General features: G+C 69.5%; 17 protein-coding genes. 8 read left to right on the top strand and 9 right to left on the bottom strand.

Annotated elements, in window-relative coordinates; genetic code table 11:
• Window positions 1-44: 44 nt before the first annotated feature.
• Together AW272_RS08550 and erpA are read right to left on the bottom strand one after the other, a co-directional pair.
• A complete protein-coding gene (locus AW272_RS08550; RefSeq protein WP_066362383.1) occupies window positions 45-1,031 on the bottom strand; it encodes a carbohydrate kinase family protein in 987 nt (328 codons plus the stop codon).
• Window positions 1,032-1,185: 154 nt separating this feature from the next.
• The gene (gene erpA, locus AW272_RS08555; protein WP_066362615.1) at window positions 1,186-1,539 is read right to left on the bottom strand and encodes an iron-sulfur cluster insertion protein ErpA; all 354 of its coding nucleotides are present in this window, start codon (window positions 1,537-1,539) and stop codon (window positions 1,186-1,188) included.
• Window positions 1,540-1,651: 112 nt separating this feature from the next.
• Between erpA and nadA the strand changes: the two genes are divergently transcribed.
• Window positions 1,652-2,854 (top strand): quinolinate synthase NadA, encoded by a 1,203-nt coding sequence (nadA, locus tag AW272_RS08560; protein ID WP_083958105.1) that lies wholly within the window; start codon window positions 1,652-1,654, stop codon window positions 2,852-2,854.
• 3 nt (window positions 2,855-2,857) lie between these two features.
• Here the strand turns inward: nadA and AW272_RS08565 are convergent, their stop codons facing one another.
• From AW272_RS08565 to AW272_RS08590, 6 genes are read right to left on the bottom strand one after another with little or no spacing between them, the layout of a single operon-like run.
• Complete coding sequence (locus tag AW272_RS08565) at window positions 2,858-3,580, bottom strand: SIMPL domain-containing protein (protein ID WP_066362385.1); 723 nt, start codon at window positions 3,578-3,580, stop codon at window positions 2,858-2,860.
• 56 nt (window positions 3,581-3,636) lie between these two features.
• Window positions 3,637-4,374, bottom strand: a complete 738-nt coding sequence (locus AW272_RS08570; RefSeq protein ID WP_066362387.1) for a maleylpyruvate isomerase family mycothiol-dependent enzyme — start codon at window positions 4,372-4,374, stop codon at window positions 3,637-3,639.
• A gap of 8 nt (window positions 4,375-4,382) precedes the next feature.
• Entirely contained in the window at window positions 4,383-4,931 is a 549-nt protein-coding gene (gene pspAB / locus AW272_RS08575; RefSeq protein WP_066362388.1) for a PspA-associated protein PspAB, read from the bottom strand.
• A complete protein-coding gene (gene htpX, locus AW272_RS08580) occupies window positions 4,931-5,824 on the bottom strand; it encodes a zinc metalloprotease HtpX (RefSeq protein WP_275527282.1) in 894 nt (297 codons plus the stop codon). The genes pspAB and htpX overlap by 1 nt, the downstream gene beginning before the upstream one ends.
• Window positions 5,825-5,827: 3 nt before the next feature.
• On the bottom strand, window positions 5,828-6,106 hold the full coding sequence (gene pspAA / locus AW272_RS08585) for a PspA-associated protein PspAA (RefSeq protein WP_066362390.1): 279 nt from the start codon (window positions 6,104-6,106) through the stop codon (window positions 5,828-5,830).
• 2 nt (window positions 6,107-6,108) lie between these two features.
• On the bottom strand, window positions 6,109-6,903 hold the full coding sequence (locus tag AW272_RS08590; protein ID WP_083958106.1) for a PspA/IM30 family protein: 795 nt from the start codon (window positions 6,901-6,903) through the stop codon (window positions 6,109-6,111).
• A gap of 280 nt (window positions 6,904-7,183) precedes the next feature.
• Between AW272_RS08590 and AW272_RS08595 the strand changes: the two genes are divergently transcribed.
• Together AW272_RS08595 and AW272_RS08600 are read left to right on the top strand one after the other, a co-directional pair.
• Window positions 7,184-7,675 (top strand): DUF3043 domain-containing protein, encoded by a 492-nt coding sequence (locus AW272_RS08595; protein WP_245657287.1) that lies wholly within the window; start codon window positions 7,184-7,186, stop codon window positions 7,673-7,675.
• Window positions 7,676-7,706: 31 nt separating this feature from the next.
• Window positions 7,707-8,714, top strand: a complete 1,008-nt coding sequence (locus tag AW272_RS08600; protein WP_066362395.1) for an aldo/keto reductase family protein — start codon at window positions 7,707-7,709, stop codon at window positions 8,712-8,714.
• A 33-nt stretch (window positions 8,715-8,747) separates the two neighbouring features.
• Here the strand turns inward: AW272_RS08600 and AW272_RS40435 are convergent, their stop codons facing one another.
• Window positions 8,748-8,957 (bottom strand): hypothetical protein, encoded by a 210-nt coding sequence (locus AW272_RS40435; protein WP_083958107.1) that lies wholly within the window; start codon window positions 8,955-8,957, stop codon window positions 8,748-8,750.
• Window positions 8,958-9,064: 107 nt separating this feature from the next.
• Between AW272_RS40435 and AW272_RS08605 the strand changes: the two genes are divergently transcribed.
• The 5 genes from AW272_RS08605 to lpdA all read left to right on the top strand — a co-directional run bounded on the left by AW272_RS08605 (window position 9,065) and on the right by lpdA (window position 14,792).
• On the top strand, window positions 9,065-9,724 hold the full coding sequence (locus AW272_RS08605) for an SCO2322 family protein (RefSeq protein ID WP_066362396.1): 660 nt from the start codon (window positions 9,065-9,067) through the stop codon (window positions 9,722-9,724).
• A gap of 289 nt (window positions 9,725-10,013) precedes the next feature.
• Entirely contained in the window at window positions 10,014-10,985 is a 972-nt protein-coding gene (locus AW272_RS08610) for a bifunctional adenosylcobinamide kinase/adenosylcobinamide-phosphate guanylyltransferase (RefSeq protein ID WP_245657290.1), read from the top strand.
• A 16-nt stretch (window positions 10,986-11,001) separates the two neighbouring features.
• Window positions 11,002-11,778 (top strand): adenosylcobinamide-GDP ribazoletransferase, encoded by a 777-nt coding sequence (locus AW272_RS08615; protein ID WP_066362397.1) that lies wholly within the window; start codon window positions 11,002-11,004, stop codon window positions 11,776-11,778.
• 37 nt (window positions 11,779-11,815) lie between these two features.
• On the top strand, window positions 11,816-13,342 hold the full coding sequence (locus AW272_RS08620; RefSeq protein WP_083958109.1) for a leucyl aminopeptidase: 1,527 nt from the start codon (window positions 11,816-11,818) through the stop codon (window positions 13,340-13,342).
• Between the two features lie 67 nt (window positions 13,343-13,409).
• The gene (gene lpdA, locus AW272_RS08625) at window positions 13,410-14,792 is read left to right on the top strand and encodes a dihydrolipoyl dehydrogenase (protein WP_066362400.1); all 1,383 of its coding nucleotides are present in this window, start codon (window positions 13,410-13,412) and stop codon (window positions 14,790-14,792) included.
• Window positions 14,793-14,797: the final 5 nt, after the last annotated feature.

The following is a 14,797-nucleotide window of genomic DNA, read 5'->3' on the forward strand; positions in this document are numbered from 1 at the left end:
CGCCCGATGGGGCGGCCTTCTCCTGTGTGACCTACGGGTGTGACCTACGGGCGCAGGCAGCGCAGGTGCGCGGCGATCTCCTCGGCGGCGTCCTTGCCGTAGCAGCCGCCGAAGCGCTCGAGGAAGTCGGCCTGGCCGAGCTCGTATTCCTGGCCGCCGACCCGCTCCAGCACGTGGGTGGCCGTGAGGTTGCCGATCTGGGCGCAGCGCTCCAGGCTCAGACCCCAGGTCAGGCCCGCGAGGAAGCCTGAGCGGAACGCGTCGCCGACGCCGGTCGGGTCGGCCTTGCCGCGCTCGGGGGCCGGGGAGACGTGGATCGAGGGCTCGCCCTTGCGGTCGATGCGGGAGCCCTTCGGGCCGAGCGTGGTGACCCGCACACCGACCCGGTCGAGGACCTCCTCGTCGGACCAGCCGGTCTTCTGCTCGATGAGCCCCTTCTCGTAGTCGTTGGAGAAGAGGTAGGCCGCGCCGTCGATCAGCTCGCGGATCTGCTCACCGGGCATCCGGGCGAGCTGCTGGGAGATGTCGGCGGCGAAGGGGATGCCGCGCGACTTGCACTCGGCGGTGTGACGCAGCATGGCGTCGGGGTCGTTGGGGCCGACCAGCACCAGGTCGAGGCCGCCGACGCGGGCGGCGATCGGGCCGAGCTCGATCTGCCGGGCCTCGGCCATCGCGCCGGTGTAGAACGAGGCGATCTGGTTGTGGTCCTGGTCGGTGGTGCACAGGAACCGCGCCGTGTGGTGAAGCTCGGAGACGTGGACGGAGTCGCAGTCGACGCCGTGCCGCTCCAGCCAGGACCGGTAGTCGGCGAAGTCGTCGCCGACCGCCCCCACCAGGATGGGCGAAAGACCCAGGCCACCCATGCCGAACGCGATGTTGCCGGCGCAGCCGCCGCGCCGGATCTCCAGCTCGTCGACGAGGAACGACAGCGAGACGCGGTCGAGCTGCTCGGCGATGAGCTGATCGCCGAAGCGACCGGGGAACGTCATCAGGTGGTCGGTCGCGATGGAGCCGGTGACGGCGATGCGCACGGGGTTTTCTCCTCGTTGTCAGCAGCGCGTGAAAGCCCGCCGGAGCGCGAGCCCCGCAAGAATACGCGATATTCGGGCTGACCCGAGACAGTGTGATGGCATGGCTAAACACCCGCGTGCCCCGAGCAGGCGCGCGGGTGTCTCGCCGGCGCTCCTAGTTGAAGGAGTCGCCGCAGGCGCAGGAACCCGTGGCGTTCGGGTTGTCGATCGTGAAGCCCTGCTTCTCGATCGAGTCGACGAAGTCGACCGTGGCACCGATCAGGTAGGGGGCGCTCATCCGGTCGGTGATGACCGAGACGCCGCCGAAGTCGGAGACCACGTCACCGTCCATCGAGCGGTCGTCGAAGTAGAGCTGGTAACGCAGGCCCGAACAGCCCCCCGGCTGGACCGCGACGCGGAGGTGGAGGCCCTCCTCGCCCTGCTGCTCCAGCAGGCCCTTGACCTTGGCGGCGGCCGCGTCGGTAAGGTTCAGACCCTGCCGCGTGGTCTCGCTGCTCTCAACCGTCATGTTGGTGACTCCCACCGTCTGAAACTGACGTCCTTCTAGAACGTTAGCAACACAGAAGCCCAGTCCCTACATTCCCGGGACGGACACCCTGCTGGAATACAACCCAAAGCGGATGTGTAATCTAGTAGTCGTCAGTTCGACGATAAGTCCCCAAGGGGGTGTGGTCGTGACGACCACGAGTCTTCCGCTCTTCGTCCTCGGGCAGGGCGTCGACCCGCACAGCGAGCGCGGAGTCGACTGTCCCGGCGAGTTGCCGCCCGCCTCGGACCCGGCGCTGGTGGCGCGGGCCCGCAAGGCCAAGGAGGCCCTCGGTGAGCGGCTTTTCGTGCTGGGTCACCACTACCAGCGTGACGAGGTCATCCAGTTCGCCGATGTGACGGGCGACTCCTTCAAGCTGGCCCGCGAGGCGGCGGCCCGGCCGGACGCCGAGTTCATCGTCTTCTGCGGCGTCCACTTCATGGCCGAATCGGCCGACATCCTGACCTCGGACGCCCAGAAGGTGATCCTGCCCGACCTGGGCGCCGGCTGCTCCATGGCCGACATGGCCACCTTCGACCAGGTCGAGGAGGCCTGGGAGGCACTGGAGGATGCCGGCATCGCCGGGGTGACGGTGCCGGTGACGTACATGAACAGCAGCGCCGACATCAAGGCGTTCTGCGGGCGGCACGGCGGCGCGGTGTGCACCTCGTCCAATGCCAAGAAGGCTCTCGACTGGGCCTTCGAGCAGGGCGAGAAGGTCCTGTTCCTGCCCGACCAGCACCTCGGCCGCAACACGGCGGTGCTGGAGATGGGCCTGAGCCTGGACGACTGCGTGGTCTACAACCCGCACCGCCCCAACGGCGGCCTGACCGTCGAGCAGCTCAAGAACGCCAAGGTGATCCTGTGGCGCGGCCACTGCTCGGTGCACGGCCGGTTCACCGCCGAGAACGTCGACGACATCCGCGCGCAGGTCCCCGGCGTCAACGTGCTGGTGCACCCGGAGTGCCGCCACGAGGTCGTGACCAAGGCCGACTACGTGGGCTCCACCGAATACATCATCAAGATCCTGGAGGCGGCCCCCGCCGGGTCGACCTGGGCCGTGGGCACCGAGCTCAACCTGGTGCGCCGGCTGGGGACGATGTTCCCCGACAAGCGGGTCATGTTCCTGGAGAAGACCGTCTGCTACTGCTCGACGATGAACCGCATCGACCTGCCCCACCTCGTGTGGGCGCTGGAGTCCCTCGTGGCGGGGCAGGTGCCGAACCAGATCACGGTCGACGCCGAGACCACCCACTGGGCGAAGGTGGCGCTCGACCGGATGCTGGCTCTGCCGTAGCGGCTAGCGCAGTTCGAACACGACCTTCACGCTGACGCCGACCGACTGGCGGCCCGGGGAGATCGACTTGTCCGAGGCCGCCATCAGGTGGATGCCCTCGAACGGGATCGGCGTGTGCCCGTCGCCGTTCTCCTGGAGGCTCAGCACCGCGCCGAGGGTCCGGCCGGTCAGCCCGGCGTACTGCCTGGCCTTGGCCAGGGCGTCTTTGTAGGCGGCGTCGCGGGCGGCCGACAGCGCGGTCGCGGGGTCGCCGATCTCGAAGGAGATGCCGTTCAGGCGGGCCTCCTCCCCGGCCGCGGCCACCGCGTCGACCACCCGGTCGGCGATGTCGAGGTCGCGGACGAGCACCTCGACGCCCTGCCCGGCGCGGTAGCCGGAGACCTTCGGGTAGTCGTCGTATTCGGGGCCGAGGGAGATCTCGCTGGTGCGCAGGTCGTCTTCGGCCACGCCGGCGGCCAGCAGGGCGGCCCGGAGGGCGGCGGCGGCCGTGCGGGCGCCACTGAACGCGGCCCCGGCGCTCGCGCGCCGGACCTCGACGCCGGCCTGGAGGCGCATGCGGTCGGGGGCGGCGGAAACGGTGCCGTTGCCGGTGACGGTGATCTTCGCGTCGTCTGCCACGATCCCGGCATACCCGGCGGGCGTCGCCGCGAACGCCGGGGCGGCCGTCGCGGACACCAGTCCGGCGGCGAGGAAGGCGGCCGCGGCCGCGTACCTGAGGTTGATCATGGGCGCGATCCCATCATCCACCTGGGCGGGCGAACCTCTCGCCACGCCTTACTTGGTCACATCCTGGTGTTGTCGGTCCAGCGCTTGAGCAGGGCGTCGTCGCCCTCGACGGCGTAGTCGCCGTAGCCCCGGCGGCCCCACATCAGCAGCAGGATGTCGGCGGCCGTGGCGGTGCGTACGGTCACCTCGCCCGGCATCGCGGAAAGCTCGTAGGTGAAGCCGTCGGGGTAGAGCGTGACCAGGAACCCGGCGCCGGTGTCCGACTGCCACGACAGGCGCTCGCCGTCACCGGTCAGGTCACGGGGGTTCCAGTCGGCGTGGGGCAGGGTGTCGAGCAGCTCGGAGACGCCGTCGGCGGCGACGCGCTCGTCGATCCTGAGCGTGTGGCCGAGGGCGATGTCGGCGTCGGCGCCGTGGACGGTGTTCTCGTGGAGCTGGCGGCGGGCCCACCAGATCACCGGACGGGGGCCCGCCCAGGTCCAGACGACCGTCGACGGGTCGTGGGCCGTCAGGCCCTGCCTGAGCGGCTCCGCGCCGGCCGCGAACCAGTCGGCGTAGCCAGCGTCTTCGGCGGGCAGGCCCAGATCCACGGAGTCGCGGTCGAGCCGCTCCTGGCGGGCCTCACCGGCCACGATCGCGGCCCTGCGGTGGGTGCTCCCGGTGTGCACGACCAGGTCGCGCAGCGTCCAGCCGGGACAGGTAGGCACGGGCTTGTTCAGGTCGTGACCCCGGATGACGTCGGCCATGCGCGTGATCTGCCCGACCGCCGCGTCGGCGTACTCCAACTGGTTCACTGGCTCCCCTACAGTCCGGGCGCTCCCCACACCGCGAACCAGCGGGACAGGTCGGCCTCGATGGGCAGGTCGCCCGCGAGCGTGCCGCGGGCCTGCAGTTCCAGGGCGTTGTCGCGCCGCTGGCCCGGCAGTGGGGCGAACGGGTAGAACGTGCCCTGCTTGTAGAGGTATACCAGGGCGAGCCGCCGCCCCGTGGGGTCGGCGAACACGACGGTCGTACACAGCAGGGAAGCGCCGAAGCCGGCGGCCTCCAGACTGGAGTTGGCCCCGTGGAGATTGGTCACCAATGACGAGACGTCGTCGTCGCGGACGGTCAGCCAGGTGAAGCCGTAGTCGTCCTGGGTGACCTCGGTGTCGCCGACGAGAGCGCGTACGTCCTCTTGAAGACGGGCGAACGCGGCGCCCTCGGCGGCGCGGAAGCAGACCGAGCCCACCCCGGCGGGCGCGAACGCGGTCGCGACCTGCAGCGTCACCGCGGCCGAGGGCAGCGCGAACAGCGCGTCGAGATCAGGCTCGGCCCGTTTCGACCGGCCGAGGAGCGCGTCGAACCAGCCCATCAGGCCTCCCTGCCGAGCTCGCCGGAGATCCGGGCGAGCTGTTCGAGCCGCTTCTCCAGCGGCGGGTGGGTGGCGAACAGCGCCGCCACGCTCGCCCGGTTCAGCGCCGGCGCGAAGTAGAACGCGTTGAACGACTGGGCCTCGCGCAGATCCCGCGTCGGAATGCGGGAGATCTCCCCGGTGACCTTCGTCAGCGCGCTGGCCAGCGCGGACGGACGCTGGGTCAGATAGGCCCCGGCCCGGTCGGCGGCCAGTTCGCGATAGCGCGACAGCATCCGGGTCAGCACGAAGCTGACGCAGTAGACCACGGTGGAGACCAGCACGATGATCAGGCCGATCGGCAGGCCGCCCTGGTTGTCGCGGTTGCGGCCGAGGCCGGTGTAGAGCGCGAACCGGGTCATCAGCCCGGCCACCACGCCGAGGAACGAGGCGATCGTCATGACCGCGACGTCACGGTGGGCCACGTGGGACATCTCGTGGGCCAGGACGCCTTCGAGCTCGGGTGGATCGAGCCGCCGGAGCAGGCCGGTCGTCACGCAGACGACGGCGTTCTTCTGGTTTCGCCCGGTGGCGAACGCGTTCGGTACGTCGCTGTCGGCGACGGCCACGCGGGGTTTGGGCATGTCGGCCAGGGCGCTCAGGCGGTCGATCACCGCGTGGAGCTGCGGGGCCTCCTGCGGCGAGACCTCTCTGCCGCCCATCGCGTAAAGCGCGATCTTGTCGGAGAAGAAGTACTGCACCAGCAGGAAGCCCGCGGCGATGACGAGAACGACGACCGCGCGAGCCCCGACGGCGATGAGCACCGCCACGAACACGACGTAGAGCAGGCCTAGCAGGAACATGGTCAGGACCATGCGGCGGGTCAGCCCGGAGTCGGGCCGGAACCGGGACACCGGTTAACCCGGGATGAGCCCCTGGTCGCCCAGCATCTCCCGGACTTCCTCGATAGAGGCATCCGCGGGGGGCAGGATCAGCTCAGACGGTTCCAGGGTGTCGTCCGCGAGGGGCTTGCCGACATGGCGGACCTTGTCGAGAAGCGCGTGCAGCGCGGAACGGAACGTGGGCTCGTCGTCGGTGTTGATGGCCGACTCGAGCTCGGTGTCGAGGGCGTTGAGCAGATCGAGGTCGCCGTCGGCGACCTGGACCTGCCCCTCCCCCATGATTCGGACGATCACTGTTATGCCTCCCCCGGCTGGCGGTACTGCTGGGTGTGCTGGGGCTGCGGCTGGCCGGGCGCCTGCCCCGGCTCAATGGCGCTCTTCGGCGCCGGGCCCTGGCCCAGCTCTGCCTTCATGCGGGCCAGCTCCAGCTCGACGTCGCCACCGGCGCCCATGCGGTCGAGCTCGGCCTGGATGTCGTCACGCGGGCTGCCGGAGTAGTCGTCGAGCGCGCCGCTGGCCAGCAGCTCGTCGATGGCACCCGCGCGGGCCTGCATTTGCGCCGTCTTGTCCTCGGCGCGCTGGATCGCCAGACCGACGTCGCCCATCTCCTCGGAGATGCCGGAGAAGGCCTCGTTGATCCGGGTCTGCGCCTCGGCGGCCGTGTAGGTGGCCTTGATGGTCTCCTTCCGGGTGCGGAAGGAGTCGACCTTGGCCTGGAGACGCTGGCTGGCGAGAGTCAGCTTCTCCTCTTCGCCCTGCAGGTTGTTGTACTGGACCCGCAGATCGGCCACCTGCCCCGCGATGGCGGTGCGGCGCGAAAGGGCGTCGCGGGCCAGGTCTTCGCGACCGGCGGCCAGCGCGCTCTTGGCCTGCTGCTCACGCTTGGCGGCCTCGGCCTCGGCCTGGTTGATCTGCAATTCGACCCGCTTGCGGCTGGTCGCCACGTCAGCCACGCCGCGCCGGACCTTCTGGAGCAACTCGAGCTGGCGCTGATATGAGTAGTCCAGGGTCTCCCGCGGATCCTCCATTTTGTCCAAGGCCTTGTTGGCCTTGGACTTGAAGATCATGGAAAGTCTCTTCATCACGCTCATGCGCGTCGGCCGTCCCCTTCTTAGGTTGTGCGTGGGTAACCCCAGCCGTTTCAAGCCCCGCGAAGGCGGCCAAGGCCGCCTGGGTTCACCCTACGCATAACGCACGGGGGCGTCACTAAGTTGCACTCCCGGTACGCTGGACAACGTGTTCCGACGTCGTACCCAGACCACCACGGACGCTACCCCCGTCCCTGATGTTGATCCTAAGCCTGCGGTGACCCCTGCGAAGGGCCGTCCAACGCCCAAACGCAGCGAGTCAGTAGGGCGCCGCCGTTCTCCGGTGACCGCTCCGAAGAATCGTAAGGAGGCCTATAAGCAGGCACGCGAACGCGACCGATTGCTCCGCGACAAGGCCCGCGACGGCATGATGCGGGGTGAAGACCGTTATCTGCCCGCTCGTGACCGGGGCCCGGTGCGGAAACTCGCCCGTGACTTCGTCGACGCCCGGCGCCTTCCGGGGCAGTACTTCCTGCCCGCGGTGCTGATCATCATGTTGCTGTCGATGGTCCCGTTCCCGCTCGAGATCCGCCGGGTGGTGCTCACCGTTTACACGATGTCGCTGCCGGTGGTGCTGGTCCTCGTGGTCGGCAGCTCCTTCTACGTGGCGGGCAAGGTCAAGAAGCTCGCGTCGGAGAGGTTCCCCGACGAGAACCTCAAGGGCGTCGGCTTCTACGCCGCCATGAGGTCGTCACAGATCAGGCGCCTGCGATTCCCGAAGCCGACCGTGCTCCCGGGTGGTGGCCAGGTCCCGGAAACGTCCCCCAAAAAGTAGCTGTTTATACCTTGTTGTCTAGAGTTGGCCCATGGAATTCCGCCACCTGGGCCGAAGTGGCCTCGTCATCAGCGAGATCAGCTATGGCAACTGGATCACCCACGGCTCTCAGGTCGAGGAGGACGCCGCCCGCGCTTGCGTGAAGGCGGCCCTCGACGAGGGCATCACGACCTTCGACACGGCCGACGTCTACGCGGGCACCCGCGCCGAGGAAGTCCTCGGGCGCGCCCTTCAGGGCGTCCGCCGCGAGTCTCTGGAGATCTTCACCAAGGTCTACTGGCCGACCGGGTCGGGCCGCAACGACCGGGGCCTGTCCCGCAAGCACATCATGGAGTCGATCAACGGCTCCCTGCGCCGCCTCCAGACCGACTACGTCGACCTTTACCAGGCCCACCGCTACGACGTCGAGACTCCTCTCGAGGAGACCCTGCGGGCCTTCGACGACGTCGTGCGCCAGGGCAAGGCCCTCTACATCGGTGTCAGCGAATGGCCAGCCGACAAGATCGCGGCCGCGCTGAAGCTCGCCGACGAGATGGGCCTCGACCGGATTATCTCCAACCAGCCGCAATATTCCATGCTGTGGCGGGTCATCGAGGGCGAGGTCGTGCCGCTCTGCGAGGAAGAGGGCGTCGGCCAGATCGTCTGGTCGCCGATCGCCCAGGGGATCCTGACCGGCAAGTACCTGCCCGGTCAGCCCGCGCCCGAGGGTTCGCGCGCCACCGACGAGAGCGGCGGCGGCGACTTCATCAAGCGCATGATGAGCGACGAACTGCTCACCCGCGTGCAGGAACTCAAGCCGGTCGCGGCCGACCTGGGGCTGTCGATGGCCCAGTTCGCGGTGGCGTGGGTGCTGCAGAACTCCAACGTCTCGTCGGCCATCATCGGCGCCTCGCGGCCCGAGCAGGTGCGCGACAACGTCAAGGCGGCGGGGGTGAAGCTCGACGCCGACGTCCTGAAGAAGGTCGACGACATCCTCGGCCCGGTGATCGAGAGCGACCCTGCTCTCACCACCACCAACACTCCCAAGAAACGCCCGTAAAACAAAAGGCCCGCCATTCACGGCGGGCCTTTTTCATTCCTGTGGACGCAGTGACATTCCCTTGTATTCGACCCGGTCGCCATCGAGCAAGGTCACCTGCTCAACCCCGGATTCCAGCAGCTCACGCCAGGCTTCCCCGAGCCACGACTCCGCGTCGGCCTGACTGGGAAATACCTCGCGCGACAATTCTGCGGCGGATACCTCACCACCATTAGCGTTTTCATAACGCCAGCGCCATGTCATGCCATACGCTCCTGTTCGCGGCCGCTCGTTCCCTCCAGGGGAATTCCGAAGGGTGCCTGGGAACCCTATCTCCCCGAGCATCGAAACCCGAGCACGGAGGCCATTCCATGCTGCCCTCACATCGTCACAAACTGTTGATCCGCGTCACTCTCGGCGCGCTGGTCCTGGCCGCGGTCTCGGCGTTCGCGCCCCAGCCCGGCCCCGACTCGCCCCGCGCCTGGACCTTCTGGCAGAGCGACGGCCTGGCCTGGCTGCTGCCGGAATCGGGCGTCGTGCCCGAAGACGGTGCGGTCATCGGCTGGCGTTTCGGCGTCTCCCCCGACGGCGCCGGCACCGACTCGCCCCGCGAGGTCCCCGTCTTCGACGACGTCTGCGGCAAGCAGGCCGCGACGTCCGGGCAGAAGCGGGTCGTCCTGGCGGTCGACTTCGGCGACGGCGAGGTCGACGCCTATCCCGGCGACACCCCGCCGCAGAGCACCGTGACCTGCGTCGTCGCCCCGGAGGCGGCGACGTCGCTGCAACTGCTGTCGTCAGACACGACCCGGCCTCGGGTCGACCAGACCGGGAACATCCTGGCCGTCAGCGGCTACCCGGCCAAGAACACCACGACCGGCAGGGAACTCCCGATCAGCCAGGCCGCCCCGGCCTCGGCCGCGTCCTCCTCCGCCGAGGAGGAGGGCGCCCCGGTCCTGCTCATCGCGGGCGGCGCCGCCGCCGTGGCGGCCGGGGTCGGCGTCTTCTTCCTCCTGCGCCGCCGCACCGGCTGAAACCTGTTTCCCCAGGCGTGAACCCGTTGGTTCCGACCGCCGCCCGGCCCTCTAGGGTTTCGGGCGGCGGTCTTCTTTTCGTACGAGTTCCGCCACCGCCTGGGGTTCCGGGGCGGTTTTCTGTACGAGTTCACGCCGTCCGTCGGGGAGCCCGGGGCTGCCGGGGTTCCCTGGCAGGCGGGTTCCTTTCCGATTTCGGGGACGGGCGGGGTCTCCGCCGGGATTCAGGGCCGGCGGAATTCCCCGTCGGCTTGGGCCGATCGGTTTGTCTTGGATGAGAGGACATGGGGTGAAGGTCGAACTGACCGGGACGGGCGGGCCCGATGGGTGGCCGTCCGATGGGTGCGCGTCGTGCCGGTCGGTGGGCCGGGAGCGCAAGCCTCTCTCCGTGGTCGTCGACGACAACGCCGCGCTCGACGGCTATGAGCTGGCGCGGACCGACGACGGAGACATCATCATCGGGCCCGACGGCGGGAGCCTCCTGTTCGCCAACGGCGACGGGGGGACGGGCCCCGGGCCCGGGTTCGACCTGGTGCTGATCGACCTGCTCGACGATCCCTTCCGGCTCGGGGCACTGCGGAGTCGTGGCCTGGTGAACCGGGCGACCCGGGTCGTGGCGGTGGGGCTGGATCACCGGGTGCGGTCGGAGGCCGAGCTCGACCGGCGGCTGGCCTACTGGGGCGCCGTGCAGGCGCCCGACGGGACGGTGCTGGAGACCTCCGATAGGGCGGCCCACGACTCGTCGAAACCCCACCGGATGATCGTCTTGGGCGGGACCCGGTCGGGGAAGTCGGAAGAGGCGGAGATGCGGCTCGCCGGGGAACCCGATGTCCTCTATGTCGCCACCGGCGACCCGCACGGCGACGCGGCCTGGACCGATCGGATCACCGCGCACCAGAACCGCAGACCCGCCCACTGGCGGACGCGGGAGACCCGCGACCTGGAAGACGTCCTGGCGACCGAGACCGGTTCGGTCCTGATCGACGGCCTCGGCACCTGGCTGGCGGGCGTCTTCGACGAGCTCAGCGCCTGGGAGGACCCGGGCAGGGTGCGCGGAGCCTGCGACGGGCTGGTGGCGGCCTGGCGGAGCACACGGGCGCGGGTCGCCCTGGTGAGCGACGAGGTCGGGCTCGGGGTCGTGCCGGAACACCCGTCGGGGCGAATCTTCCGCGACACGCTCGGCGAACTGAACCACCGCCTGGCCGACGAGTCGGAGGAAGCGGCTCTCGTGGTCGCGGGCCGGGTCACCTCGCTGCCATGACCGAATGAGGCCTCGTATGAAGCGGCGCGTGCGGGAGTTCGCCGATGCCTGGTGGCTGGCCGTCTCGTTGCTGAGTGTGCTGCCCGTCCCCCGGCACTCCGCTGTCGACGCGCGGACGGCGGGGCGGGCGATGGCGCTCGCGCCGCTGGTCGGGGTGCTGCTCGGGGTGATCGCCGCCCTGGTCGGGCAGGGGGCTCTGTGGCTGGGGCTGGGGCGGTTGACGTCCGCGCTGCTGGCCCTCGGGACGCTCGCGGTGCTGACCCGGGCGTTGCATCTCGACGGGCTGGCCGACCTGGCCGACGCGCTCGGGAGTGGAAAACCCGCGCCAGAGGCTTTGGCGATCATGAAGCGGTCCGACATCGGGCCCTTCGGAGTGGTCGCGCTCCTGTTCTGCGTGGGGCTCCAGGCCACCGCGTGGGGTGAGGTGGGACCCCATGTCATCTGGGCGTTGCCGATCGCCGTCGCGACCGGGCGGCTGGCCGTCACGTGGGCGTGCACGCCCCGTTTCCGGGCGGCCAGACCGGAGGGACTGGGCAGCCTCGTCGCGGGAACAGTGGGGGTGCCTGCGGCGTTGGCGTCTACTGGCACCCTGCTGATCGTCGCTATGATCGCGTTTCGCGACGTTCCGGTGCTGGTCAGCGCGGTGCCCATCGGGCTGGCCGCCGCCTGGTTCATCCTCGCTACCGCCGTCCGGCGGCTCGGGGGGATCACCGGGGATGTGCTCGGAGCGCTCGCCGAGGTCGCGACCGCGGCGTGCTTGCTCGCCAGTGCGGTGACGTTCACCGGCCCGTAAACATCCCCGAACCTATTGGTAGGACGAACCCGAGTTTATGAGTACGGAGAAAGCACAGCTAGCATCGGCTCACGTGACCACAGTGCGCGTCAATGCATCTGACACGGTCTCCATAGAGACCGATGCCCTCGTAATCGGCATCCACGCCACCCCGGAGGGCCCACAGGCCGCGGCCGGGGCCGCCGGCCTTGATCAGGCCCTGGGCGGACGGCTCGCCGCCACGCTGACCGCGATGGGTTTCGCGGGCAAGCCCGAGGAGATCGCCAAGTTCCCCACGTTCGGCGCGATTCCGGCGCCGCTCGTCGTCGCGGTGGGGCTCGGCGCCCCGCCCGCCGACGGTGAGTCCCTGGAACTGGAGACCCTCCGCAGAGCCGCGGGCGCCGGTGCGCGCGCGCTGGCCGGCACCGCGTCGGCGGCCGTCGCGCTGCCCACCGCCACGGCCGAGGAGGTCGAGGCGGTCGCCATCGGCACCATCCTCGGCGCCTACTCCTTCAGCCGCTACCAGACCAACGGGCAGCAGAAGGCGCCGCTGGCCGAGGTGGAGCTGGTCACCTCCGCGGCCGAGGCCGAGAGCGCCGTCCGGCGGGCCGCCACGCTGGCCGATTCGGTCACGCTGGTGCGCGACCTGGTCAACACGCCGCCGTCCGACCTGTGGCCGGCCCGGTTCGCCGAGATCGCCGAGGAGATCGGCGGCAAGAACGGGCTGGCCGTCGAGGTCCTCGACGAGATCGCGCTGAAGGAGAACGGCTACGGCGGCATCGTCGGCGTCGGTCAGGGCTCGTCCCGGCCGCCGCGGCTGGCCCGGGTGGCCTACTCCCACCCGCAGGCCACCAAGACGATCGCGTTCGTCGGCAAGGGAATCACATTCGACTCCGGCGGGTTGTCGCTGAAGCCGTCCGCGTCGATGGACTGGATGAAGTCCGACATGGGCGGCGCGGCCGCCGTGCTGGGAGCCCTGCTGGCGGTCTCCCGCCTCGGGCTCCACGTCAACGCCGTGGGCTACCTGTGCCTGGCCGAGAACATGCCGTCGGGCACCGCGCAGCGGCCCTCCGACGTGCTGCACACCTACAGCGGCAAGACGGTCGAGGTGCTCGACACCGACGCCGAGGGCCGCCTGGTGCTCATCGACGGCATCGCCCGCGCCGCAGAAGACTCGCCCGACCTGATCGTCGACGTGGCCACGCTGACCGGAGCCCAGATCGTGGCGCTCGGATGGCGTACGGCCGGGGTCATGAGCAACGACGACGACCTGCGCGGCGCCGTGGTCGAGATGGCCGGGGCACAGGGCGAGAGCATCTGGGGCATGCCCCTGCCCGGCGAGCTGCGCAAGGGGCTCGACTCGCAGGTGGCCGACATCGCCAACCTCCACCCCGAACGGTGGGGCGGCATGCTGGCGGCGGGCGTTTTCCTGCGCGAGTTCGTCCCCGAAGGGGTTGACTGGGCCCACATCGACATGGCGGGCCCGGCGTTCAACAAGGGCGAGCCCTACGGTTACACCCCCAAGGGCGGCACCGGAGCGATCACCCGCACGCTCGTCGCCATCGCCGAACGCTATGCGGGCTGAGCACACGATCATCCAAGACAAGTGAAAAGATGCCGTACCACGGCAGTATTCATTAGGGAGCTTTCCAGTGGCTGAAGGCAGCGGCCCCTTCGACATCGTTGTCCTAGGCGGCGGTAGCGGTGGCTACGCCTGCGCCCTGCGGGCGGCCGAGCTCGGCAAGAGCGTCGTTCTCATCGAGAAGGCCAAGGTGGGCGGCACGTGCCTCCATCAGGGGTGCATCCCCACCAAGGCCCTGCTGCACGCCGCGGAGCTGGCCGACCAGGCGCGCGAAGGCGAGTCCTTCGGCGTGAAGACCCGTTTCGACGGGATCGACGTGCCGGGGGTGCTGGCCTACAAGGACAAGGTGATCAGCGGGCTCTACAAGGGCCTGCAGGGCCTCATCAAGAGCAAGAAGATCACCGTGGTCGAGGGCGAGGGCCGGCTCACCGGTCCCAACCAGGTGACCGTCAACGGTGAGGTCTACACCGGCCGCAACGTCGTGCTGGGCACCGGCTCGGTGCCGAAGTCGCTTCCCGGCCTCGACATCGACGGCCAGCGGGTCATCAACAGCGACCACGCCCTGGTCCTCGACCGGGTGCCGTCGTCGGTCATCATCCTGGGCGGCGGCGTCATCGGCGTCGAGTTCGCCAGCGTGTGGCGCTCCTTCGGCGCCGAGGTGACCATCGTCGAGGCGCTGCCGCACCTGCTCCCGCTGGAAGACGAGTCCAACTCCAAGCTGCTGGAGCGGGCCTTCCGCCGTCGCGGCATCAAGTACGAACTCGGTCAGCGCTTCGAGAGCGTCAAGACCACCGACACCGGTGTCGTGGTGTCCCTGGAGGGCGGCAAGACCCTCGACGCCGAGATCATGCTGGTCGCGGTCGGGCGTGGCCCGGTCTCGGCCGGTCTCGGCTACGAGGAGCAGGGGATCTCGGTCGACCGGGGCTACGTCCTGGTCAACGAGTTCTGCCAGACCAGCGTCCCGGGCGTCTACGCCGTGGGCGACCTCATCCCCACGCTGCAGCTGGCGCACGTCGGCTTCGCCGAGGGCATCCTGGTCGCCGAGCACATCGCGGGGCAGAAGGTCATCCCGATCGACTACGACGGCGTGCCGCGCATCACCTACTCCGAGCCCGAGGTGGCCTCGGTCGGCATCAGTGCCGCGACCGCCCGGGAGCGCGGCCACGACGTGGTCGAGCTGAGCTACAACCTCGCGGGCAACGGCCGTAGCAAGATCCTGCAGACCCAGGGCGAGGTCAAGATCGTCGCCGAGAAGGACGGCGGCCGGGTTCTGGGCGTCCACATGGTCGGCGCCCGGGTCGGCGAGCTCATCGCCGAGGCGCAGCTCATCTACAACTGGGAGGCGACGGCGGGCGACGTGGCACAGCTCATCCACCCGCACCCGACGCAGTCCGAGGCCCTCGGCGAGGCCATGCTGGCCCTGGCCGGCAAACCCCTCCACGTCCACAACTAAGAGCC

It is taken from the genome of Herbidospora mongoliensis (assembly GCF_001570545.1).
Classification (GTDB): Bacteria; Actinomycetota; Actinomycetes; order Streptosporangiales; family Streptosporangiaceae; genus Herbidospora; species Herbidospora mongoliensis.